This is a genomic window from Dokdonella sp. GW821-FHT11D02, assembly GCF_058808595.1.
In genome coordinates, this window is sequence record NZ_CM179520.1 from 3,177,926 (window position 1) to 3,202,092 (window position 24,167).

Here is a 24,167-nt window from a genome sequence, read left to right on the forward strand (position 1 = left end):
TGAGCAAATCCGCATTGCCGGCATGGAATTTGCTTCCCATTTGGCTGTGCTTGCCGCCTATCGAGAGGAAAGAACATGGATCATGCCTTTTGTACGGATGATGGTGAAACGTACGAAGCACGTCAGTTCGCACGGCTTGACCCTGAAGAACTAGCCGAAAAACGCAACGCTCTCCTCTGCCCTGAATGCAGGCAACGCGCGTTTTTTCGAGCTGCATCCATAGATGGTCGCGCGCCTTGTTTTGGCGCGCGTCCCCATCTGCCGAATTGTGAGCTCGCTGCTATCGATGCGGGAGTATGGGGTGTGGACGGCCAAAATCAGGAGGACCAGCGGTGGAACAACGGCGAAATTGTCCTGGACCTCGAACAAGGCACCTCAGCTAGAGATGTGACACAAATCGCAGGTGCCGCTGGCAGAGCTCGTGGTCGTGGTAAACGCTTTGAAGGTGGTGGCGGCGATGCAAATAATTTCCAGCACAAACGGCTGCGACCACTACTAAAACTGTTGCTCAACGTTCCTGAATTTTCTGCATCGCAACAGGCAATACGAATTCCTGGCGTTGGGCGAGAGGTCATCTCGCGATTTTTCGTGAACGTCAACACTTTTGCAGATAGACATCTAGACGTTTTTCACGGTTTCTGGGGAAGCGCCACCAGCGCTCGCTGGTACGGCGAAGAAGATATAACCCTATGGATCAATACGGGAAACCGCAATTCACTGAGTTTCTGCATAAGTGAGACCACGGCCGATCACTGGCTCGAGTCCATAGGCACCGGTCCCGATCTGGAAGGACTCGCAGGCGCACAGATCCTGGTGCTAGGTAGAGCTCGACGCTCTCAGACAGGCAAGCTTTATTGCCCCATCAACAACCTTGCGTTTTTGGCAACAATCTTGGCGTAGTCCGACGTTGGCCACTCGTCTTACTGGTGCCGCGACTTATGATCTCGCGACGGACTTCGACAATATTGATCATCAGCTGCCCTCGCTAACTTGTGGAATCACGGACGGAGTTGCTGCACCCCGGACTCCGCGAGCAGAGTTGAGCAGAACACATCTGAAAATCCAGTACCGATCTTGAACTCGGAGGAGCGCCACCTCCATCACGCCCACCGGGCCAGTCCAGGATCACGATTACATTTGTCCGCAACTACCCTGTTGACGTTGGGCCTTCGTTCAATCGAAATCGAAACGCGGGCTGTTGTTGTTACGTAGACGGTAAGACAGCGTTGAGATGAGGTCATCGCCTGACGTCAGGCTCAGCACGCCTCCGAGCATCGGTGCCACCGTTGAGAGCTTTTCTTCTGAATGAGCCACCACAACGCGGATGTCTACCCGGCCTTTCGAGCGATAGCGCGCGACTAACCTTGCAACTCCAGGTCCGGCGTGATCCTGCATTTCGACCGAGTCGAAGTCTTCGCCGTCCAGGGCGGTATCGTTCTCGTCGATCTCGCGTGCCAGGAACGAAACTTGTTGGTTTGCGAGACCGAGCTTCATCATGTGTGCGAATCCCTCGTACGTTATGACTCCACCGCCACGGGAGAGATTAGATGTCTCGGCCGCGAGCGCCCGCCAATGAGGGGCGAGCTCCCGGTAGGCGTCGGCCACACGGCGTGGATCCACGGATGCATTCGCAGCCTGGACGAGCTCACCTTTGCCGTGGAATAGGTGATTGCGCACCTGCGTGTACTGCGTGTCTATCACACGGTCGAACTGGGCGGCCTGGCTCTTCAGAGACTGAGTCGAGCGAACCCACGCCCCACAACGCGCCAGCCAGTCCTTTTCACGTTCGCCGGAATTTTTCGGCACGAACAACGTCAGGAGATTTTCAAAGGCCAGCCAAAGAGAGCGATAGGCGGCATACACGTCCGTCGCGAGCTGGGACTCCCGGTAGTAACGGTACGCGGACATCCAGGTTGCAGGTTCGGTAACCGGCTCGGGCTTGAGGCGCCCTTCTGCATCAGTCACCATAATGCTTGCTGCGACACCCATGCCGAGAAACGTGACATCCTTGTGCTCCACAAGAACTCGGTTATCGAGCGTTGTTGCGGCGACGTACCGTTCGTGCGGAAGCACGAGCGCCATGGTGTCGTGGGCTTCAACGCTGGCGAGATCGAGCAGCCGAAGTGCGTTTTCGATTCCTTCCGTTCGAAGCTCGTGCTCGTCGCGCGGGTTCGCAAAGCGGACGACGAGAACGGGCAAGCGAGACATCACTGCTTCGACTTCGTCGTAAGGCACGTAGCGCCGTTCATGGCGTGGAGGACGCGAGAGTTGGAACGCGATGGCCGAGCGACACGGGCGCCCGTTTTTCAGGGTGACTTCGGGTCCGCCTAGCGCGAGATTGCCCAAGATTGCGGTCATGACGTGAAGATGCGGCGATTGATGGTCGTGGCATTCTACGTGTGATGCGTCTTATGGTTGCCTGCTCGGGCGTGATGGCTTCATGACGTGCCATCGCCTCGCGATGTCATTGCCGAGAAATCTGAGTTCTTATCTCGGCAGGCGGGCGCCCCGTCAGGACATCTCTCACGCTTCGGGACCACAGCTCTTGATTGACGGCAATGCCCAACTGGGAATCCAGAGCACCGTACCCGTTCGGCGCGTCGAATCGGTCATCCATGAACAGCAGCGTCCTAGGACTGACGGGAAATGCTGCAACTGTATTAGGCGTGCCCGGCCCACCGGTCTTATATCCCGGCCTTAAGAACATCAACGGAAGATCGCTTGTGATCAACAGGTCTGCGTCGCAACGCAGCACGAGCCATCGCTTCGCAGCAAACGCTGCTGTTAAGCGCGGTGTGTGCTGTTGAACCGTTCCAGAGAACATTAGTCCAGGGTCACGTGCGTCTAGGCCGTCGACTGGTTGATAGTCAGGCCGCAGCAATCCGAGCTTGTCGCGCAGCTCTATCGTACTCTTCTGAAGTTTGAACAGACGCATGCTTCGCATCTGCATGGCCGCCAAGAATCGAGCGATCGAGCGGCGAGCCGCGATGTCATCGAGAGGGAGATCGCCCGAGTCCAAATGCGGCCACATCTCGCCAGCATCGGCCTCGATCTCCTGCAGCATCGACTCGGTGGACCAATCGCGTTCGCCACTCGGAAGCTTCGGCGAATACAAGTAGTTGCTGGAGCAAACCTCGCGGACGGAGCGAAGATGTGGCTCGACTTCCAGTTTGGTCTTGTCGAAGCGATAGATCTTCGGAATCTCCGACTCGCGCGTTTCGGGCGTTGCAAACCTGCGGAGGTAAGACTGCGGAACCCAATGCTGGTTCTTGGGGCGGTTCTCTGTTTTCAAGGTCATCGTCCGATTCTCGGCGTTGTAAGCCAGAACTCCTAGGGCATGACGTCCAGTCTCGAGGCTCACATTTCATGAGTCGAACTAATGGCCTCCAGTGCCCCAGCCGTACGTGGCCGTACATGCACCGTTACGGTGTCGACGAATAGCGTCAAAGGCTAAGACCCGGCAAGGAGAACCACAATGAACACGAATGTGCGAGCACATGTTTCGATGTGGATCGATTGTAGGCCCGAGCAGGCATACGGCGCCTTCGTTCGTCCTGATGCATTGACAAGCTACTGGCTTGGCGCCGCCTCGGCACCGCTCGAAGTGGGCCATACGGTGCATTGGACATTCAAAGTGAAAGAAGTCGAAAGCGACGTCACCGCCAGGCGGCTCGACCCAGAGAAGGCTGTGGAATGGGACTTCGCCGATGGATCACATGTGCGGATCGACTTCGAGCCCGTGGACGGTGGGACGGCGGTGACGCTCATCAACGATCGCTTCCGTGGCGACCAGGTTTCCGAAGCCTTGAACGCAACGGAGGGATTTGCATTCGTCCTGGCAGATCTCAAGACGTGGCTAGAGTCGGGGGCAACCGCTGGCATAACTCGCAGCAAGGCGAAATTGATCGAGCTCCGGCGCTGAGCCGGGCTGCTCGCGGGAATGTCGAGGCCGAGGTCGACGACGCCGGCGAACCGTCGACATCAGAGTCCTGATCCTTCCCTGCTCCATCCCTGATCGATTCCCTGTTCCGAAATAGCTGTCTCGCAACCATCGCGGCTCGGAGACGCCCACGGTACTGACGACAAGGACAAAGCAGGCACTACTGCGGCCTGCAGAGACGCGAAATACCCTGAAATCATCCCTGTTCCAGGGAATTCGACCGAAGAGACAGGTTGCAGCGGTCCTGCCCACACCGCCATATGAAGTCCAAAAAACCCCGCTCTGATGCGGGTTTTTTTTGTGGGCCGATGCTGGGAAGGCGACTGAAAACAACTGGATTCGACCTCGAATGGTCAGCCTTTTAGTCAGCCTCTCTTTCTCGCCACCTTTCGCGCTTGCTGCGTGGCTTGCCGCCTTTCGCCTTCGAATGTGCCGGCAGTCCAGGGAGATCCAGAGCACGCCAACCAGCCGGCCGCCCGTCGCGACGATCGGATCTACTTCGGACACATCACACGCGTAATGCTTCGTCAAAGGGCGATTGGTTCGATCGACTCCGATCGCGAGCGGATCGTAATTGACGGCGACGTCCGGGGGAGGATACGGCTCGGTTAAGCCGAAGCTGACGCCGCCGACGCCTGCAAAAAGTTCGACGCCCAGTTCCTGGCCCAAGTCGAGCGCCAGCGCCATTGCATACACCTTGAAATACGACAGGCGCCTTGGCAGGCTTCCGACGCGGTGAAGGGGGAGCTATGGACTGCGTATGGATTGGATGGTGCGCGATGAAACCGGAAGTTCAAGCGGCCTGGGTGCAAGCGATAGGTTCTGTCGTGGCCATTTTGGCCGCTGTTGGAATTGCGTGGTGGCAATCGCGTGCAGCCCGCGACGCACAGCAAGCGATGTGTCGACCTCACCTCACGTTTGAGTTTCGGGTTCGAGAAAGTCCTCCTCGATTTCGCATTGATTTGAAGAATGTGGGTTTGGGACCAGCGATCATCGAAACATGCGAAATCTTCATTGGCGGCCAACCGCTGCCAGATGGAGACAAACTTGAACTTGTGGAGCGAACGCTGGCAGCCATGGGCTTCACTCGCGGGCTCGGCGGTGGACAAATTCCCGTATCTGGTGCGGCTATTCGATCTGGCGACATGTACAAGATGCTCCGATGGCGCGACGTAACATCCATGCTGACTATCAATCAGCTCGCGCAAATCCTCACGAATGTCCGCTTTGTTGTGAAGTACAAATCGACCATAGGTGAGTCGTTGGTGGCAGTCTCGGACAACGAACCTGTGTAGCCGCCGCTGTTTGTTGAGCCAGCGGCGAACACCGCCCACGGACACTGCGATCAACTGATCGAAGTCGAGCATGAGCAAGCCATTGGCCATTGTCAGAACGTCCCGAGGATCCCGCCTTCGACCATGGCGAAAGTAGCCGGTGGCAGATCGAAATTTGCACCGCTGTTGCGCAGCCCTGACATGAATGCGCAACTGCACACCAGAGGTTTCATGGCGAGCCAGCTCCGCCGTTGCTTCTGTGATCGCTGCATTGCTACGGCTCAGCTAAGTCGCCAAGCGCTCGGGCAGGTCCAGTCGGCATTCTTCGGTTGGTCGCGGGCCGACCTCGAATCCCAGGTCGTCCGCCATCGCAAAGACCAGGTGTAACGAACGAACGCGGGCGAGCCATTCGCTCCCATCGATACACCGCCATTTCCGCACCAAAACTCCTCGTCCGCGGAAAGACCATCGAATGCATGCTCTTCCGTATCGAGCGTTTCGCTCTGCGGATTTCTCGATTACCGAACTTGCGTGCATTCCCTAACCGACTGAGCGTGACAGCTTGTTGACTACCGCATCGAAGAGCAACCTGCTGGTTGCTTCGATGTCTTTACGCGCCGCCCCCTGCTGTATCAACGACAGCGCCCCTTGAGATGCTGCCCAGACCGCGCGCGCCGCTGCGTCCACCGGCCCGCGAAAGCGCCCCATGTCCACGAGGCGCTGCACGCGCGCATGCATCAACGCATAGGCGTCGGCCACTAAGGCCGGCTGAGTGCGCACGTGCTGCGCGAAGAGCGCATACAGCGCCGGCCGCTCCAGCGCGAACGCGAGGGCGACGTCCCAGCCGGAGCGCAGTTGCTCCAACGGATCGGCCGAGGTCGGCGGCGTGCGCTTGCGCCGCATGAATTCGGCCATTCCACGCTGGATCAAGGCCCGCTCGAGTCCGTCCTTGTCGCCGAAGTGGTGATAAAGCGTAGGCGCCTTGATTCCCGCGGCCTCGCACACTCCACGCGTGGTCAGGCCGGCCGCGCCTTGCGCCTCGAGCAGCGCGGCGGCGGCGTCCAGGATCGCTGTTTCGGTATCCATCTTTGCCCTCAATGTCGTCGACCCCTTGACGAGGCATATATCTACGTTATACAAATACTATATCAACGATATAGCGAGATGCACTATGACTTCCACTTGCTTGATCACCGGCGGCTCCGGCTTCGTCGGCGGCCGGCTCATCGAACGCCTGCTCGCCCGCGGTTGGGAGGTTCGTGCACTGGCGCGCAGCGACGACGCCGTGCGAATTGTAAGCAAGCTCGGCGCACACGCCGTGCGCGGCTCGCTGGACGATCGAGACTCGTTGATTGCCGCCGCTCGCGGTTGCAGCGTGGTGATCCACGTGGCTGCACTCTTCAAGCTGTGGGGCGATCGTGAAGAGTTCGAACGCGCCAACGTGCAAGGCACGGCGAATCTGTTGGCTGCGGCGGCGGCCGTGTCGGTCCGGCGCTTCGTGCAGGTCGGTGCCGCGGCGGTGGTGATGGGCGATCCGGTGCCGATGCTGCAGGCGAACGAGTCGCTGCCGCGACAGGAGCGCGCCTGGGCGCCATACAGCGCGTCCAAAGCGCGCAGCGAAGCGCTGGTGCTCGCCGCCAATCGGCCGGGCCGGTTCGAAACCATGGTCATTCGCCCGCCGATGATCTGGGGTGCCGGCATGCCGACGCTGGATCAGATGATCGAGACGGTGCGCGCCGGCCAATTCCGCTGGGTGGGCGATGGCTCGCAGCTCATGTCCACCGCGCACGTAGACAACGTCTGCCACGCCGTCGAATTGGCCATCGAGAAGGGCCGCGGCGGCGAAGCCTACTTCGTCAGCGACGGTGCCGACAGCACGCTCAAGCAAGTCGTCTCCGGCTTGCTGCAAACCCGCGCGGTGGAGCCGCCGCGTGCTTCGGTGCCGCTGCCGGTGGCCTGGATCATGGCGCGTGCGATGGAGTGGATGTGGCGCACGTTTTCGCGCCGCGGCGAACCGCCGATCACGCGCCAAATGCTGCGCTTGATCGGTCCGCCCTTCACCCTGGACATCGCCAAGGCGCAGCGTGAGCTGGACTATCGGCCCGAGGTGTCGTGGGAACAAGGGATCGAGGCGATGCGAGCGTCTTAGGACTGCATCGAATCAGGCCTCGCCTGCGGTGAGCGGCTCGCGCTGTATCCGAGATCCCGCGTGCGAAAGATTTCAATCGGCATGAAGGCGCCCAACGATAAGATCATCGATAGCGGCGGACGCTTCGAGCCGTTCGCTCGACAGCGTCCTGCAGTCCGGCATTTCCCAAAGTCGGCAGCCCCGACAGATCAAGCCGCCCGAGCCGCCGGCCCTTTTGTGAGCTGTTGCAGTCCGAAGGCTTCGAGCAACGCCGCTTGCGTCGCCGCGGCCTGCACATTGATCGCATCAGTGCCGAACCCCTGGCCGACCACCACGCGCGCATCGCGCGAGCCGCTCGCTGCGGCAACGATCGCCGCGATGGCGCGTGCGACATCGTGCGGATCGGGTGCGTCGGCACTTTGGAACGACTGCGTCAGCGCCTCCACCATTGCCGCCGGCAGCTTGCCGACGTCACCATAGGTCGCCGCTCTTGCGGTGTCGTTCGGTCGCTGGGCACTCGCGAAGATGCTGGTCGGATAATTGCTCGGCTGCACAAGCACCACATCGATTCCCAATTGCGACAGCTCGTAGCGATAACTGTCGCTGAGCGCTTCGAGCGCGAACTTCGAGGCGCCGTACAGACCGAAGAACGGAAAGGTGACGCGGCCGAGGATCGAGCCGATGTTCACCACCAGCCCCTCCCCTTGCTGCCGGAACGCCGGCAATACGGCGCGCAGCATGCGCTGAACACCGAACACGTTGACGTCGAAGAGCGCACGCAGCTGATTCGCGCTGAACGCCTCGGACACGCCCGCCGAACCGATGCCGGCGTTGTTGACGAGTACGTCGATCCGGCCCGCTTGCGCGAGGACTTGCGCTGTTCCGTGCTCGACTGAGGCATCGTCCGTCACGTCGATTTCGATGACATGGATACCGCTGCTGCGCAAGGCTTCGGCGTGGAGCGCGTTGCGTTCCGCAATCTCGCGCATGGCGCCGAACACACGATGGCCGGCGGCGGCCAGCGTCTGCGCGGTATCGCGGCCGAAGCCGCTGCTGGCGCCGGTGATGAGGATGGTCTTGGACATGATCTGGTCTCTTCGGTAGGGATGGATGTCTGACGTCTGATTGGATGTTCTACGACATCTAATTAGATGTGCATCGACATCCAAGAGTCAAGCAGTGCGCCCGAATGGTTTAGATTTCGTATAACATCCGCATGTTCGAATGCGTACAACGCCGCAGATTCGGAGACTGAAAGATCATGCGAAAGTCGAGGAAGGAAGCCGCCGAAACGAGACAGCGCATCGTCGAGGGCGCCGCGGCGCAATTTCGTCGGAATGGACTTGCTCAAACCGGTCTGGCCGACCTGATGGCGACGGCGGGGCTGACGCACGGCGGCTTCTACAAGCACTTCGGCTCGAAGGAACAGGTGATCGAAGAGGCCTTGACCTACGCTGCTTCGTCACTGGTGGAGGACATCGGCCGAACCGCCTCGGAACGCGGACTCGCCGCCGTGATCACGGAATACTTGTCGATCGACCACCGCGACGACGTCGCCGACGGTTGTCCATTCGTTGCATTGGGTAGCGAGATGGCGCGTAGCAGCGACGCGGTGCGCGCAGCGATGACGGCTGCGTTCGCTGAACTCGTGGATATCTTCGCGCGACGGCTCGAAGGAAGAACGCCCGCGGCGGCGCGCAGAGAGGCGCAGCTCATGCTCTCGACGATGATCGGCGCAATGACGATGGCGCGCGCCGTCGCCGATCCTGACCTGTCGGCATCCATTCTGCGGCAGGCACGCACCGACTTGAGCAAAGCGGCGAAATCGACGACGCCGAAGTGAGAAGCCGAGGCGTCGTTTGCCGCGACCCGGCATTCGCTCCGAGCCGGGCTCTCGATGGACCGGCTGATCAGACGATCGGCCGCAGCACCATCCGGCCGTATGCGACGAAGGCCATGATCAAGCCCAGCGTGGCGCTCATGATCAGCGGCGCCATCTCGCGGTACTTCGCGTGTACCCAAACGAAGGCGAGGCTCTCGATCGCGAGGAGTGCGGCTGCCAACACGGTCAAGAACGGCCGCCAATGAAGAGCGGCGGGAACGATCAGCCCGATCGTGCACACGAGTTCCAGAATACCCAGTGCCGTCCAAGCCTGACGTGGCAAGGCGCCGAAGGACGGCACGTCGTGGCTGATCTTCTCGAACAGGAACACTTTCATCACGCCCGACGACCCGTACAAGAGCGCGGCGAGGCCCTGCAGAATCCACAGCAGTAGGTTCATGAGACGTCCAATCGTCGGTTGATCTTATTCGGCCGCGCGCAATCTGCGCACGTCGGCCGCCGTCAATGCGGAGCCTTTCGCGCCGAAGCGCGCCGTAACGTAGTTCGACACCGCGGCGATCTCGTCGTCGTTGTAGGCGGCGCCGAATGCCGGCATCGCGATGCGTCCGTCCTTCGGATCGGACTGGGTGCCGCGGATGATCGTCTGCGCGACGTTGGTTGCGCTCGGATCGTTGATCGCGCGCGCGCCCGTCAGCGTCGCGCGCGTCGACAAAGCGCTTTCGCCGGTCCAGCCGTGGCAGCCGGCGCAGGCGCCGGCGAACACGTCGCGGCCGCGCGCATCGATTGAGGCATGAGGATCTTGCAGGGGATCGGCGGAAGCGATTTCCTGCTTGGGCGCCGGCAAATTCTTCGATTCGACGGCCGGCACGCTGCGCAGATAAGTGACCATTGCGGCGATGTCGCTCGGGGTCAGATTCGCGAAGCTGAGCTCCACCGCTTCGGCCATCGGACCGGACGCCGTGCCGCGGCCGGCGGCGTGGCCGGTGGCGAGATACTGACGCAGTTCCTCCTCCGTCCAACGGCCGATGCCGGAGTCGGCGTCCGCTGTGATGTTGTAGGCACGCCAACCACCGGTGAGCGCGCCGGCGAATTTGTTTCCGTTGTCGAGCGCCTGCAGGAGATTTCTGGGCGTGTGGCAATCGCCGCAGTGAGCGAGCCCTTCGACCAAATAGGCGCCGCGATTCCATTCCGCCGATTTCTCGGGGCGAGGTTCGAAGCGGCGGTCCGGATTGAACAGCGCCGACCAGAACGACATCAGGAAGCGTTGATTGAACGGAAACGCGAGCGCGTTCTCGGGCGCAACGTTGCGCACGGGCGGCAGCGAGAACAAGTACGCCTTGATCGCCAGCACGTCGTCGTCGGTGAGGTAGGTGTACGACGCGTACGGAAAAGCCGGATACAGCCGCTTGCCGTCGCGAGCGATGCCTTGATGAACGGCGCGCAGAAAATCGGCGTCGTTGTATTGGCCGATGCCCGTTTCCGCGTCCGGCGTGATGTTGGGCGCATAGAGAACGCCGAAATCGGTCTTGAACGCGCGGCCGCCGGCGAACGGCGTGCCGCCTTCGACCGTGTGGCAGGCTTTGCAATCGGCCGCATCGGTCAGATAGCGGCCGCGCGCGACGACGTCGGTTTCGCGAAAGTCCTGCGGCACACCGGCGGGATGGCCGTCGTAAGCCTTCAGCGCGACGGCCTCGCCGCCGGCGAAGGCGAGCGGACCGGGCCGTGTCGCATACCAGGCGAGCACGCCCACACCGACCACGACGCCGAGACCGGCCACGGCGGCCAGACGCTTGAACGCCTTCGCGCTCACGTCGCTTTCTCCGTCGCCAGCGCGCCGCGATCGAACGGCAGCCGGCGCAACCGCACGCCGGTCGCCGCATGGATCGCGTTGACCACCGCCGGCGCCGCTGCCGTCGTGCCCGCCTCTCCGATGCCGCCGGGCACCTCGCCGCTGGCGATCAGATGCACTTCGATCGCCGGAACTTCGTGGATTCGGAGCATCCGATAGTCGTTGAAGTTGCGCTGCTGCACGCGCCCTTTGTCGATCGTGATCTCGCCGTACAGCGCAGCCGTCAGCCCGAAAATCAGGCCGCCCTGGATCTGCGCGATGACCGTATCGGGATTGACGATGACGCCCGTGTCGACCGCCGCGACGATGCGCTGGACACGGATGTCGCCGTTGGCGGCGACGGCGACTTCGGCGACGGTCGCGATGTAACTGCCGAACGAGGTCTGCACGGCGATGCCGCGGCCGCTGCGCGCAGGCAGTGCGCGGCCCCAGCCCGATTTCGTCACCACCTCTTCGAGCGCCGCCAGCAAGCGCGGCGTTTTCGCCAGATGGTCGCGCCGGAACGCGGCCGGATCCTTGCCCGCCTTCAAGGCGAGTTCGTCGATGAAACTCTCGATCGCGAACACATTGTTGTTGGCTCCCACCCCCCGCCAGAACCCGGTCGGCACCGCCGGCGGTTCGTCGCGCTGAAACTCGATCTGGAGGTTGGGAATGTCGTACGGAATGTCGGCGCCGCTGTCGACGGCATCGCCATCGACTCCCTTTTGAAAAGCCGGAGGAAGCCAACGCGCGATGATGGCCGAACCTGCAATGCGGTGCGACCAGCCGTTGATGCGTCCATCGACGAGGCTCGCCGACAGCTGGTCGCGATACACGGGTCTAAACACGTCCTGCCGGATATCTTCTTCGCGCGACCAGATCACCTTGAGCGGACCTTCGACGTGCTTGGCTATGCGCACGGCTTTCTCGATGCCGTCGACTTCGAGCCTGCGTCCGAAGCCGCCGCCGATGAGGTGGTTGTGCACGACGACCTTCTCCAGCGGCAGGCCGGCGATCTTGGCCGCGATCTCCTGAGCGCGCGCCATCACTTGCGTTCCGACCCAGACCTCGCATGAATCGGGCGTCAGATGCACCGTGCAGTTCATCGGCTCCATCGCCGCATGAGCGAGGAAGGGCAATTCGTAGACCGCCTCGATCCGATCGCCGCCGCCGAGCGCCTTCGCGACGTCACCGTCCTGGCGCGCGATCGCGCCGGCTTTCTCGCCGGCCGCGCGCAGCTGCTTCCATACCGCGTCGGAAGAGACATTCGCATGCGCACCTTCGTCCCAGCGCACGTCCAGTGCGGCAAGGCCTTGCTTCGCCGCCCACGTATGGTCGGCGACGACCGCGACCAAATCGTCGAGCACGACGATCTGGCGCACACCGCGCACCCGCTTCGCGCGAGCGTCGTCGACGTGCGCGACCTTGCCGCCGAACACCGGACAGGCCGCGAGCATCGCGAACCGGACCCCGGCTGGCATCGCGTCGATGCCGAAAACGGCCTTGCCGTTGACCTTGTCGGGCGTGTCCAGCCGTTTCAATGATCGGCCGATGAGTTTGAAATCGGCTGGCGACTTCAAGGATGGCTCTGTCGGCGGCACGATGGCAGCGGCCTCGCCGACCAGGGCGCCGTAGGCGAGCGTGCGATTGCTGGCGTCGTGGAAGACTGCACCGGCAGCGGCGCGGCACGCACTCGCCTCGACCTTCCAGCGCTTCGCTGCGGCGCCGATCAACATCGCTCGCGCTTGCGCGCCGGCGACGCGTAGCGGCTTCCAGAACGCACGCACCGAGGTGGAGCCGCCCGTCGCTTGCAGGCCGAACACCGGATTCTTGTACAGGGCGTCGTTCGGCGGCGCGTGTTCGAACGCGACTCTCGCCCAATCGACGTCGAGCTCCTCGGCCAGAATCATCGACAGCGCCGTATAGATGCCCTGCCCCATCTCGACCTGCGGCATCACCAAGGTGACCGCGCCGTCGACGTCGATGCGCACGAAGGCGTTCGGCGCGAACGGCGCGTCTTCCTTGCCCGCGGCGAAGGCCGCGAGCGGTACCCGATAACCGACGATCAGCGCCGCACCGACGGCCACGCTGCCGCGCAAAAACGCGCGCCTGGAATGCGGCGCGCCGACGGCGGAATCGAGGATCGGCTCGCTGCGCGCGGAATTCTCTTCGATGCGTTTCATCTCAAGCCTCCGCCGCCTGCTTGATCGCGGCGCGAATGCGCAGATACGTCCCGCATCGGCAGATGTTGCCGGCCATCGCCGCGTCGATGTCGGCGTCGCCGGGCTTGGGATGGGTCGACAGCAACGCGGCCGCCGACATGATCTGGCCCGACTGGCAGTAGCCGCATTGCACGACTTCCAGATCCAGCCACGCTTTCTGCAACTTCGCTCCGACCGCGCTCGAGCCCACGCCCTCGATTGTCGTGACGGAGCGGTCGCCGACCGCTCCGACCGGCAGCAAGCACGAGCGCACCGCGGCACCGTCGATGTGCACGGTGCACGCGCCGCACTGCGCGATGCCGCAGCCGAACTTCGTTCCGGTCAACCCCACCAAGTCTCGCAGCACCCACAACAAGGGCATGTCCGCGGGCGCGTCGACCGCATGGGATACGCCATTGACCTTGATCGAGATCACCGATGTCTCCTGGCCGCTCGTGCCGCGCGAACGCTGGGTGGCGGATACTCTTCTCCGATCTTGTCGGAATCGCAAGAGTGGGCAGGCAATGGCGGTGAGAGGTCTACAGTTCGATCGCGATGACCTCGGAGCCGGCACGGTCCTGCGCCGTAGCGATTCACCCACGGTGCCACCAAGTTGAGGGCGGTGAACGACCTGCCGCTATGGCAAGGTAGAGGTCGTGCCGATTGTCCTGGGCTCCGCTGAAGGCCTCACGCTTAGCGCTGCGCCGCTCCGCGCTCACGCACCTCACGAAACGAAACGAGGCGCCGCGCCTGCTCGTCCCACAATGTCAGGCGTATGCAGCGAAATCCGTCGAGAAAGCCGATGCGATTCACCGCGGCGAGTTCCGGCAGCGCGCGTGCGACGTCGGTGAAGCGGTAGAACGGAATGCGGCTCGACAGATGATGCAGGTGATGCATGCCGATGTTCGCCGTCATCCAGGCCAATGCGCCGGGCAACGCGTAGTGCGAACTGCCGGCGAGCGCCGCGACTCGCACATTCCAGTCCGACGCAGTCGCCCAGTAAGTCTGCTCGAACTGGTGCTGGACGAAGAACAGCCAGACGCCGATCGTCGCCGCCAGCACCAGCACCGGTAGCTGGACGCCGATGAACGCAGCGACGCCGACCTGTTCGATCAGTACGAACGAAACTGCGAGGATGGCGAGGTTCGTGCCCATCGTGCTGATCCACGGCCGCCATCCCGTCGCCATGAAGCCGGCCGGAATTCGGTTCTGCAACAGGAACACGTACAAAGGTCCGATGCCGAACATCACGACAGGGTGGCGGTAGAGCCGGTAACGCAACCGCTGCCAGCGACCGCGGGCCAGGTATTCGGCCACGGTCAACGTGTCGACATCGCCGACGCCGCGTTTGCTGAGGTTGCCTTGCGTGGCGTGATGAATCGCATGGGCGCGCCGCCAATGGTCATACGGTGTCAGCGTGAGCACGCCGAGCAGGCGGCCGAGCGCATCGTTCGCGGCGCGAGAGGAGAAGAAGCTGTGATGCCCGCAATCGTGCTGCAGCAGGAACAGGCGGACCAGCATACCGGCAGTCGGAATCGCGGCGGCGGCGTAAAGCCAGAATACGCTCGACGCCCACGCCGCGTACATGACGACCGATCCGGTAAGAAACAGCGCAAAGGTGATCGCGAGTTCCAGCCACGCTCGCCGATTGCTCGATCCGCGATAGGGCTCGACCGCGCGAACCCAGTCGATGGCCGAGCGCGCGTCGGTGGTCAACGGTTCCGCCACAACGTCGCCTCGGAGCGAAACAACGTGACGTGCTCGGCGGGAAACGTCGACTGCAAGGACTTCTGCAAGCGCGCCTCCACCTGCACGAAGTCCAGTAGCGACGGCGGCCCGCTCAGGCAGTAGCGATAGGTCCATTCACCGTTCGCGGTACGCGTGGCTTCGCGCGATACGGTGACGTTTTCGTAGCCGCACACCGACGACCAAAGCCGCTTCAAAGCGGCCGGACCGATCGAATAGTCGTGACGAAGGCGGAAGTGAAAGTGCGGAACTTGCGCCTCGAGCTGGGGCTTCATCGCTACTCCAGCGTTGCGCATCGCCGGCTCAAGGCAGCGCGGCGCATCTCGATCCGTGAGCGTATAAGAATCTCCGCGAAGGCTAACGCGGAGCGAGACGTGAACGGCGGCCCGTCCACCATACACGCGTTCGCCCTCGAACACTCGCTATTTCTTCGTTTCTCTCTTGCATCGGCCGAGCGACGAAGCGCGGATGTAGTGCGCAGCTCCGTCAGCGCGAAAGCGCACCGCGGATTTCCAGAGAGCGCACTTCCGAACGTAGCATGACTCGCTCCGGAACAATTGCGGCCGCTGGTCACGTCGGAAGTGTTAGCCTCGAAGTCCGATCTCGTGGCGTGCTCTTTCGATGAAATTGACGTCATTTTGGCGGAATCGCCGCGGCGTAGGCTCGGCTTCGTCGTACGCCGTGGGCGAGGAGCCCTTGCGTGCCGAACTGCTGAACGCCGAGCAGATGGAAGAGCGCGGGCGAGAACTCTCGCACGAGCACGAAGCGCGCGCTTCGCGTCTGACCGCCAATCCGCTGCTGCAGAGGCTCGGCGAGAACGCCGAGGTCATTCGCGAATGCTGCAAGCTGCTGGCGGAGGCGATTCGCGACAAGCACAAGGTCACGCCGGCGGGCGAATGGCTGCTCGACAACCTCTATCTGATCGACGAGCAGATTCGCACGGCGCGGCGCCACCTCCCGCGTCGCTACAGCTGGCAGCTGCCGGTGCTCGACAAGGGCCAGTCCGCCGGTTTGCCGCGGGTGTACGACATCGCGTTGAAAGCGATCTCGCACGGCGACGGCCGTTTCGACGAGGAGTCGCTGCGCCGCTTCGTTCGCGCTTACCAGGAAACCGTGCCGTTGACCTTGGGCGAGCTGTGGGCGATCCCGATCGTGCTGCGCCTCGCGCTGGTCGAGAATCTCCGCCGCGTCGCCTACAGCGTCCACTCCGATCGCATCGACCGCAATCTCGCGATCCGCTGGGCGGATGCGATGATCGAAGTCGCCAATCGCGATCCGACCAGTCTGATCCTGGTCGCCGCCGACATGGCGCGCGAGCACCCGCCGCTGTCGAGTTCGTTCGTCTCCGAGCTGACGCGCCGGCTGCAGCCGCTGGGTGAAGCGCTGTCGTTGCCGATGACTTGGATCGACCAGCGCCTGGCCGAATCGGGCGTGACCGGCGATCAACTGGTGCAGAGAGCACAGCACGAGCAGGCGGCCGACCAGGTTTCGGTGAGCAATTGCATCGGCAGCCTGCGCCTGCTCGATGCGCTGGACTGGAAGTCCTTCGTCGAATCCGTCAGCTCGGTCGAAAGCATTCTTCGAGGTGATCCTGCCGCCGCCTATGCGCGGATGAACTTCACTACGCGCGACATGTATCGCCACGTCGTCGAACGAACGGCGCGCGAGGCGGGCATCGCAGAAGTGGCGCTCGCCTCCGTGGCCGTCGAGATGGCGCAGCAATCCACGGGCGACGATCCGCTGGACCCGTCGCGGCACGTCGGCTACTACCTGGTCGGCCATGGCTACCCGGATCTGCGCGAGCGCTGCAGGCTTGCGCGCAACACGCTGGTGTCGGCGTCGAGTCGACCCGGCAGCACCTCGCTGTCGCTGTATCTGTTGTCGCTGGTCGCTCTGGGCCTCGCGCTGATGGTGCCGGTGATGGCGCATCTGCTGGCGGACGAACTTGCCGTGGGCTTGAAGATCCTGGTCGCTTTTCTCGCCTCGATCGGCATCAGCCAGCTCGCCGTTGCGCTATCGAGCCGCGTGGCGGCCTTCGTGGTCGCGCCGCAGCCGCTGCCGCAGATGGATTTCCGTACCGGCATCCCGCCTGAAGCGAAGACGCTGGTCGCCATCCCGACGCTGCTGTCCAGCGTCGCCGGTGCGCGGCGTCTGGTCGACGATCTCGAAGTGCGCTATCTCGCCAATCGCGAAGAGCATCTCCACTTCGCCCTGTTGACCGACTTCGCCGACGCCGCCGACACCGCGCTCGCAGCGGATGACGCCATCCTGGCCGCGGCAGCCGAAGGCATCGAAGCGCTGAACGCGCGCTACGAGAACCATCGCTTCTTTCTGCTGCACCGGCCGCGGCAATGGAACGAACGCGAACGGGTGTGGATGGGACCTGAGCGCAAACGCGGCAAGCTCGCCGATCTCAACGCCTTACTGCGCGGTGGCGGCAGCGAGCGCTTTTCACGCATCGTAGGCAATCCGGATTTGCTGCGCGGCGTGCGCTACGTGATCACGCTCGACAGTGATTCGCAGCTGCCGCGCGACGCGGCGCGCGAACTCGTCGAGACGATGGAGCACCTGCTCAATCGTCCGCGCTTCGACGCCGCGCGGAAGGTCGTCACCAGCGGTTACGGCATCCTGCAGCCGCGCGTCGCCGGCGCCTTGCCGCTGGGCGGCGTATCGCCGTATGCGCGACTCTTCGGCGGCGACGCCGGAATCGACCCTTACACGCGCGCCGTGTCGGACACCTATCAGGATCTCTTCGGCGAGGGCTCCTTCATCGGCAAAGGCATCTACGACGTCGATGCGTTCGAACGCGTCACCGAGCAGCGCTTCCCCGACAATCGCATTCTCAGCCACGATCTCCTAGAAGGTTGCTACGCACGCTCGGGGCTGGCCAGCGGCATCGAGCTGTATGAGGCCTATCCACAAACCTATCTGGTCGACGCCAAACGTCGCCACCGCTGGATTCGCGGCGACTGGCAGATCGCCGAATGGTTGTTCCCTACCGTACCGACGGGCCAGGACCAGCGCGCCAAGAATCCGCTGTCCGCGCTCTCGCGCTGGAAGATCTTCGACAATCTGCGCCGCAGCCTGGTCCCGATCGCGCTGTTCGTCTTGCTGCTGCTGGCCTGGCTGTGGCTGCCCACACCGGCGTTCTGGACCGCGCTGGTGGTCGAGATCCTGGTGCTGGCGGCGATCGTCGACGTCGCTTTGGCGGCTGCCGGCCCGCGCGAAGAAAGCGGCGTGTTCGAGCGCTTGAAAAGCTTCCTAGGCGAGGCCGCGCAGCGCCTGGTGCAGATCGTCGTGAACGCGGTCCTGTTGCCGTTCGAGGCCTGGCTCAGTTTCGATGCGATCGTGCGCACCTATTGGCGCGTCCACGTTTCCCGTCGCCACCTGCTGCAATGGACCGCATCGAGCAGCGTTCAGGCCAGCGAACGCAATCGCCTCGGCTCGACCATCGCCGCGATGTGGATCGCGCCGGCCACGGCGATCGCACTTGGCGTCTATCTGTTCCACCGCGACAGCTTCGCGCTGGCGCTGCCGTGGTTGGTCGCGTGGCTGCTGTCACCGGTGCTGATCTGGAGACTGAGCGCGGCGCCGAGCCAGCGCACGCAGACACTGGCGCCAACGCAAGTTCTATTCCTGCGCAACGTCGCGCGCCGAACCTGGAACTTCTTCGAGCACTTCGTCGGCGCCGACGACCACTGGCTGCCGCCGGACAACTATCAAGAACACCCGATCCCCAAGACCGCTCACCGGACCTCGCCGACCAATATCGGTTTGTACCTGCTGTCGACGCTGGCAGCGAACGATCTCGGTTATTTGTCGCTGAGAGAATTGATCGAGCGCCTGTCGCGGACGTTCGAAACGCTGGAGCGATTGCCGCGCCATCGCGGCCATTTCTACAACTGGTACAGCACCACGACCTTGCAGCCGCTGACCCCGCTCTACATCTCGACCGTCGACAGCGGCAATCTGATCGCCCATCTGCTCACTCTGCGGCAAGGCTTGCTCGAGCGCAGGAACAGCCCAGCCGTAAACGCGTCGGTCTTCGCCGGCTTGCGCGACTCGCTCATGGTGGCGATCGAAGTCGACGCGGAACCCGCACGCCAACGCTGGATGCCGCTGACGCGCCTGCTCGACGAGCAGGAAGCGCAGGCGCCCAGAACGGCGGGCGAATTGTTCGCGGCGTTGACGGCGCTGAAGGAATCGTTGCAACACCTGCGCGTGCCGACCGCGCCGGGCACGTTCGATCCGGCGCTGGATCTCGGCCGGCAGATCGATGCGCTGCTCGCCGATCTTCAGCACTTCTTCGGGCCCGCAACCGAAGATGTCGCGGCCTCAAGGCACGAGCTTTCCTCCTCCGTGTTCGACCTCGCCGCTGCAACCGATCGCGACGGCGTCGGCGCCGCTCACGCATCCGCCGCCTGCGCCGCGCTCGAAGCCCTCGCCGTTCGTTGCGCTCAATTCGCGCGCGTCGACTTCGATTTCCTCTACGACGAGAACCGCGCGCTGTTCACGATCGGCTACAACGTCACCGAACGGCGCCGCGACGCCGGCTTCTACGACTTGCTCGCGTCCGAGGCGCGGCTCGGCGTGTTCGTCGCAATCGCGCAAGGCAAGGTGTCGCAGGATTCGTGGTTCTCGCTCGGCCGCCTGCTCACCCGCAACGCGGGACATCAAGTGCTGCTGTCGTGGAGCGGCTCGATGTTCGAGTACTTGATGCCGCAGCTGGTGATGCCGTCGTTCCCCGGCACCCTACTGGATGAGACCTGCCACTCCGCCGTCGCGAATCAGATCGCGTACACGCGCGGCCGGCACATTCCCTGGGGCATCTCCGAGTCGGGCTACAACATGACCGACGCCGCGCAGAACTATCAGTACCGTGCCTTCGGCGTGCCCGGCGTGGGACTGCAGCGCGGCCTGGCGCAAGAACTGGTGATCGCCCCTTACGCCAGCGCGCTCGCGCTGACCGTGTCGCCGCGCGACGCCGAGCACAATCTGCGCCGGCTGGCCGAGCACGGCTGGCTGACCCGATTCGGTTTCTACGAGGCGATCGACTACACCAGCGAGCGCGTACCGCCCGGCGAGACCTGCGCCGTCGTGCGCTCGTTCATGGCGCACCATCACGGCATGAGCCTGCTCGCCGTCGCGCAGGCCGTACTCGACCGCCCGATGCAGAAGCGCTTCGCGGCCGATCCGCAGCTGAAGGCGACCATGCTGTTGCTGCAGGAACGCACGCCGCGCTCCACCATCAACTGGAGCAACAACCCGGCGATGGTCGATCTGCGTTCCGCGCAGGACGTGCCGCAAACCGCCATCCGCGTCTTCGCGCAAGCCGATACGCGCCGGCCGGCGGCGCAATTGCTGACCAACGGTCATTACCAAGTCATGCTCAGCAACAGCGGCGGCGGCTACAGCCGCTGGAACGATCTGGCCGTCACGCGCTGGCGCGAGGACGCGACGCGCGACTGCTGGGGCGTGTTCTGCTATCTGCGCGACGGCGAAACCGGCAAGGTCTGGTCGAACACGCCGGCACCGATGGCGACCGCGGTCGACGCTTCCGAAGCGATCTTCACCGAGTCCTCGGTCGAGTTTCGCCGCCGCCTCGACGACATCGAAGCGCACACCCAGATCGTGGTGTCGCCCGAGGACGACATCGAGCTGCGCCGCATCCGCCTCACCAATCGCGCACGCGTTGCACGCGTCATCGAGATCACCAGCTACGCGGAAGTCGTGCTGTCGTCGGGCATCGCCGATTCGCTGCATCCCGCCTTCGGCAATTTGTTCGTGCAAACCGAAGTGCTGGCCGACCGCGACGCGATCGTGGCGACCCGGCGCGCGCGCTCGAGCGAAGATCCGCAGCGCTGGATGATGCATCTGTTGACGCTGCACGGCGGCCAATCGCTGCGCACCTCGTTCGAAACCGATCGCCTGCGCTTTCTCGGACGCAACAACGGCGCCGACACCGCCGCCGCGGCGCACTCGACCGAAGACCTCTCCGGAACCTCGGGTTCGGTGCTCGATCCGATCGTGTCGATCCGCCAGCGCGTCCTGCTCCATCCCGACCAGCCGCTGGTGCTCGACCTCGTTCTCGGCATCGCCTCGAACCGGGAGCAATGCATCGCCTTGGTCGAGAAGTACCGCGACCGCCACCTCGCCGACCGCGCGATCGAGATCGCCTGGACGCACAACCGCATCGCGCTCGGACAGATCAACATCAGCGAAGTGGACGCACAGGCGTACGCGCGCCTCGCCGGCGCGATCCTGTACGCCGATCCGGCACTGCGAACCCGCGCGTCGACGATCGCCAGCAACCGTCTGGCGCAGCCCGGTCTCTGGGCCCACGGCATTTCGGGCGATCTGCCGATCGTCCTGGTGCAGTTGTCGGGATCGGAGAAGCTCGATCTGGTGCGCCAGCTGGTGAACGCGCACGTCTATTGCCGCATGAAGGGCCTCGCCTTCGATCTGGTCGTCTGGAACGAGGAACGCGGCGGCTACCGGCAGGCGCTGCAGGACGAGATCATGGCGATCGTCGGCACCAGCACGGATGCAGGGCTGCTCGACCGCCCAGGCGGCATCTTCGTGCGCTCGATCGAGCAGATCAATCACGAGGATCGCGTGCTGATGCAATCGATCGCGCGCGTCGTGCTGTCGGACCAGGCCGGTTCGCTGCTGGAGCAATTGAACGCGGACAAGAGCGTGCGCAGCGACATCGTGGTGCCCGAGCTGATCGTCACGCAGGCGTCGGACGCGAGCAACCGCCCGCCGTTCCCGCTGCCGCCGCGCACGCTCGACAACGGCCTGGGCGGTTTCTCGCCCGACGGCCGCGAATACGTCATCGCCGTCGACGAGACGAACAAGACGCCGCTGCCTTGGGTCAACGTCATCGCCAACCCGCACTTCGGTTGCGTGCTGTCGGAAAGCGGCGCCGGATACAGCTGGCGCGACAACGCGCACGAATACCGCATCACGCCCTGGAGCAACGATCCGGTCGCCGATCCCAGCGGCGAGGCGATCTACATTCGCGACGAGGAAAGCGGCGCGTATTGGTCGCCGACGCCCTCTCCCAGTCCCGGGCGCGGCCGCTACGTCGTCCGCCACGGCTTCGGCTACAGCGTGTTCGAACACGCCGAAGCGGGCATCACCAGCCATCTGCGCGTGCACGTCGACGCGCAGGCGCCGGTGAAGTTCTTCATGCTGAGACTGAAGAACGACTCCGGACGCGCGCGCCGGCTGTCGGTCACCGGCTATGTCGAATGGGTGCTCGGCGACTTGCGCGAAAAGACCGCGATGCACGTGGTCACCGAACTCGACGCCAGCGGCGCCTTGATGGCGCGCAACGCCTACAGCATCGAGTTCCCCAGCCATGTCGCTTTCTTCGACGTCGACAACGCGCAGCGCACTCTGAGCGGCGATCGCACCGAGTTCATCGGCCGCAACGGTTCGCTGCGCAAACCCGCCGCGATGTCGCGCCAAACGCTGAGCGGACGCCTCGGCGCCGCCATGGACCCGTGCGGCGCGATCCAGATTCCGGTCGATCTCGCCGACGGCGAATCGCGCGACCTGATTTTCCGCCTCGGCGTCGGCCACGATCGCGCGGAGGCGGTCGCCCTGGTCGAGCGCTTCCGTCGCAACGGTTCTGCGCGCGCGTCGTTCGACGCGGTGCAGGAGCGCTGGCGCCGGCTGCTCGGCGCGGTCACGGTGCGCTCGCCCGATCCGACCTTCGACGCCTTGAGCAACGGCTGGCTGCTCTACCAAGTCATCAGCTGCCGGCTGTGGGCGCGCAGCGGCTTCTATCAATCCGGCGGCGCCTTCGGCTTCCGCGACCAGTTGCAAGACGCGATGGCGCTGGTGCATGCCGACGCGTCGCTGCTGCGCGAGCAGATCGTCTTGAGCGCGTCGCGGCAGTTCCTGGAGGGCGACGTGCAGCACTGGTGGCATCCGCCGGCCGGGCGCGGCGTGCGCACGCAATGCTCGGACGATTTTCTGTGGCTGCCGCTGGCGACGGCGCGCTACATCGAAGCGAGCGCGGACGACGCCGTGCTGGACGAGCAGATCGGCTTCCTCGAAGGCCGCCTGCTCAATCCGAGCGAAGAGTCGTACTACGACTTGCCGCTGCGCTCGCCGCAGACGGCGGACCTGTACGAGCATTGCCGGCGCGCGATCGAACGCGGCTTGCGCACCGGCGCGCACGGCCTGCCGCTGATCGGCAGCGGCGACTGGAACGACGGCATGAACAATGTCGGACGCGAAGGCCGCGGCGAAAGCGTCTGGCTCGGCTTCTTCCTGCATCACGTGCTGAGCGAGTTCGAGCCGCTGGCGCGACGCCGCGGCGACGCGGCGTTCGCGCAACGCTGCCGCGATCATGCCGCCAGCCTGCAGCGCGCACTCGAAGCGCATGCTTGGGACGGCGAATGGTATCTGCGCGCCTACTTCGACGACGGCACGCCGCTCGGTTCCGCACGCAACCGCGAATGCCGCATCGATGCGATCTGCCAAAGTTGGGCGAAGCTGTCCGGCGCGGCGCCCGATGCGCGCGTCGAACTCGCGCTGGATGCGCTCGACCGTCACCTGGTCGACGCGGAAGGTCAGCTGATCCGGCTGCTGGAGCCGCCGTTCGACACCGCCGAACCCGATCCCGGCTACATCCGCGGCTATGTGCCCGGCGTGCGCGAGAACGGCGGCCAGTACACCCACGCGGCCGTCTGGAGCGTCATGGCCTTCTTCGCCGCCGGCCGCGTCGAACGCGCCTGGCAGCTGTTCGACATGATCAATCCGACACGCCACGCACAAGATCCGGAAGGCGTGGAGACCTACAAAGTCGAGCCTTACGTGCTCGCCGCCGATGTGCTCGCCGTCGCGCCCCACGTCGGTCGCGGCGGCTGGACCTGGTACACCGGATCGGCCGGATGGATGTACCGCCTCATCGCGGAGTCGATGCTGGGGCTGTCCAGAAACGGCGACCGATTGCTGCTGAGACCGAACTTGCCGGCGAAATGGCCGACGTTGGAAATCGACTATCGCTTCGGCGAGGCAACCTATCGAATACGCGTGCAGCGCACGCAAGACGCGTCCGATTCGATCGACGTCAACGGCGTTCGGCAGGACGGTATGAGTCTCGCGCTCGCGCCGCAACACGCGACCCACGACGTGCTCGTGCGGATTGCAGGATGACTCGACGGCAGCACTGCTGAAATCCCGCGCGGCGCC

Annotated in this window: 16 protein-coding genes; 6 read left to right on the forward strand and 10 right to left on the reverse strand. The window is 63.8% G+C overall.

Annotated elements, in window-relative coordinates:
• Nucleotides 1–75: 75 nt before the first annotated feature.
• Nucleotides 76–900, forward strand: a complete 825-nt coding sequence (locus AC3QL3_RS13405) for a hypothetical protein (protein ID WP_492894383.1) — start codon at nucleotides 76–78, stop codon at nucleotides 898–900.
• A gap of 273 nt (nucleotides 901–1,173) precedes the next feature.
• Here the strand turns inward: AC3QL3_RS13405 and AC3QL3_RS13410 are convergent, their stop codons facing one another.
• Nucleotides 1,174–2,358 carry a hypothetical protein gene (locus tag AC3QL3_RS13410; RefSeq protein ID WP_492894385.1) on the reverse strand — a complete coding sequence of 395 codons (1,185 nt, stop codon included), beginning with the start codon at nucleotides 2,356–2,358 and terminating at the stop codon, nucleotides 1,174–1,176.
• A 106-nt stretch (nucleotides 2,359–2,464) separates the two neighbouring features.
• Nucleotides 2,465–3,298 carry a DUF4238 domain-containing protein gene (locus AC3QL3_RS13415; RefSeq protein ID WP_492894387.1) on the reverse strand — a complete coding sequence of 278 codons (834 nt, stop codon included), beginning with the start codon at nucleotides 3,296–3,298 and terminating at the stop codon, nucleotides 2,465–2,467.
• A gap of 177 nt (nucleotides 3,299–3,475) precedes the next feature.
• On the opposite strand from AC3QL3_RS13415, the gene AC3QL3_RS13420 reads away from it, so the two are divergent.
• Both AC3QL3_RS13420 and AC3QL3_RS13425 read left to right on the forward strand, forming a co-directional pair.
• Nucleotides 3,476–3,922: an SRPBCC domain-containing protein gene (locus tag AC3QL3_RS13420; protein WP_492894389.1), complete on the forward strand. Its 447-nt coding sequence runs from the start codon at nucleotides 3,476–3,478 to the stop codon at nucleotides 3,920–3,922.
• A 797-nt stretch (nucleotides 3,923–4,719) separates the two neighbouring features.
• Complete coding sequence (locus tag AC3QL3_RS13425; RefSeq protein ID WP_492894391.1) at nucleotides 4,720–5,235, forward strand: DUF8453 domain-containing protein; 516 nt, start codon at nucleotides 4,720–4,722, stop codon at nucleotides 5,233–5,235.
• 519 nt (nucleotides 5,236–5,754) lie between these two features.
• On the opposite strand, the gene AC3QL3_RS13430 is transcribed toward AC3QL3_RS13425, so the two are convergent.
• Nucleotides 5,755–6,300 (reverse strand): TetR/AcrR family transcriptional regulator, encoded by a 546-nt coding sequence (locus AC3QL3_RS13430; protein WP_492894393.1) that lies wholly within the window; start codon nucleotides 6,298–6,300, stop codon nucleotides 5,755–5,757.
• Nucleotides 6,301–6,385: 85 nt separating this feature from the next.
• Here AC3QL3_RS13430 and AC3QL3_RS13435 point away from each other — a divergent pair, with 85 nt between their 5' ends.
• Complete coding sequence (locus AC3QL3_RS13435; protein ID WP_492894395.1) at nucleotides 6,386–7,363, forward strand: NAD-dependent epimerase/dehydratase family protein; 978 nt, start codon at nucleotides 6,386–6,388, stop codon at nucleotides 7,361–7,363.
• 188 nt (nucleotides 7,364–7,551) lie between these two features.
• Here AC3QL3_RS13435 and AC3QL3_RS13440 read toward each other — a convergent pair whose 3' ends face one another.
• Nucleotides 7,552–8,511 carry an SDR family oxidoreductase gene (locus AC3QL3_RS13440; protein WP_492894397.1) on the reverse strand — a complete coding sequence of 320 codons (960 nt, stop codon included), beginning with the start codon at nucleotides 8,509–8,511 and terminating at the stop codon, nucleotides 7,552–7,554.
• Nucleotides 8,512–8,603: 92 nt separating this feature from the next.
• On the opposite strand from AC3QL3_RS13440, the gene AC3QL3_RS13445 reads away from it, so the two are divergent.
• Nucleotides 8,604–9,185, forward strand: coding sequence for a TetR/AcrR family transcriptional regulator (locus AC3QL3_RS13445; protein WP_492894399.1), 582 nt, complete (start codon nucleotides 8,604–8,606; stop codon nucleotides 9,183–9,185).
• Between the two features lie 67 nt (nucleotides 9,186–9,252).
• On the opposite strand, the gene AC3QL3_RS13450 is transcribed toward AC3QL3_RS13445, so the two are convergent.
• From AC3QL3_RS13450 to AC3QL3_RS13475, 6 genes are all read right to left on the reverse strand, one after another.
• Complete coding sequence (locus tag AC3QL3_RS13450) at nucleotides 9,253–9,624, reverse strand: DoxX family protein (RefSeq protein WP_492894401.1); 372 nt, start codon at nucleotides 9,622–9,624, stop codon at nucleotides 9,253–9,255.
• Nucleotides 9,625–9,648: 24 nt separating this feature from the next.
• Entirely contained in the window at nucleotides 9,649–10,995 is a 1,347-nt protein-coding gene (locus AC3QL3_RS13455; RefSeq protein ID WP_492894403.1) for a cytochrome c, read from the reverse strand.
• Nucleotides 10,992–13,196, reverse strand: coding sequence for a xanthine dehydrogenase family protein molybdopterin-binding subunit (locus AC3QL3_RS13460; RefSeq protein WP_492894405.1), 2,205 nt, complete (start codon nucleotides 13,194–13,196; stop codon nucleotides 10,992–10,994). Before AC3QL3_RS13460 ends, AC3QL3_RS13455 begins: the two co-directional genes overlap by 4 nt.
• Nucleotide 13,197: 1 nt before the next feature.
• On the reverse strand, nucleotides 13,198–13,650 hold the full coding sequence (locus AC3QL3_RS13465; protein WP_492894406.1) for a (2Fe-2S)-binding protein: 453 nt from the start codon (nucleotides 13,648–13,650) through the stop codon (nucleotides 13,198–13,200).
• Between the two features lie 257 nt (nucleotides 13,651–13,907).
• Entirely contained in the window at nucleotides 13,908–14,942 is a 1,035-nt protein-coding gene (locus AC3QL3_RS13470; RefSeq protein WP_492894408.1) for a fatty acid desaturase, read from the reverse strand.
• Entirely contained in the window at nucleotides 14,927–15,235 is a 309-nt protein-coding gene (locus AC3QL3_RS13475; protein WP_492894410.1) for a hypothetical protein, read from the reverse strand. The genes AC3QL3_RS13470 and AC3QL3_RS13475 overlap by 16 nt, the downstream gene beginning before the upstream one ends.
• A gap of 421 nt (nucleotides 15,236–15,656) precedes the next feature.
• Between AC3QL3_RS13475 and AC3QL3_RS13480 the strand changes: the two genes are divergently transcribed.
• Nucleotides 15,657–24,131 (forward strand): glycoside hydrolase family 94 protein, encoded by an 8,475-nt coding sequence (locus AC3QL3_RS13480; protein ID WP_492894412.1) that lies wholly within the window; start codon nucleotides 15,657–15,659, stop codon nucleotides 24,129–24,131.
• Nucleotides 24,132–24,167: the final 36 nt, after the last annotated feature.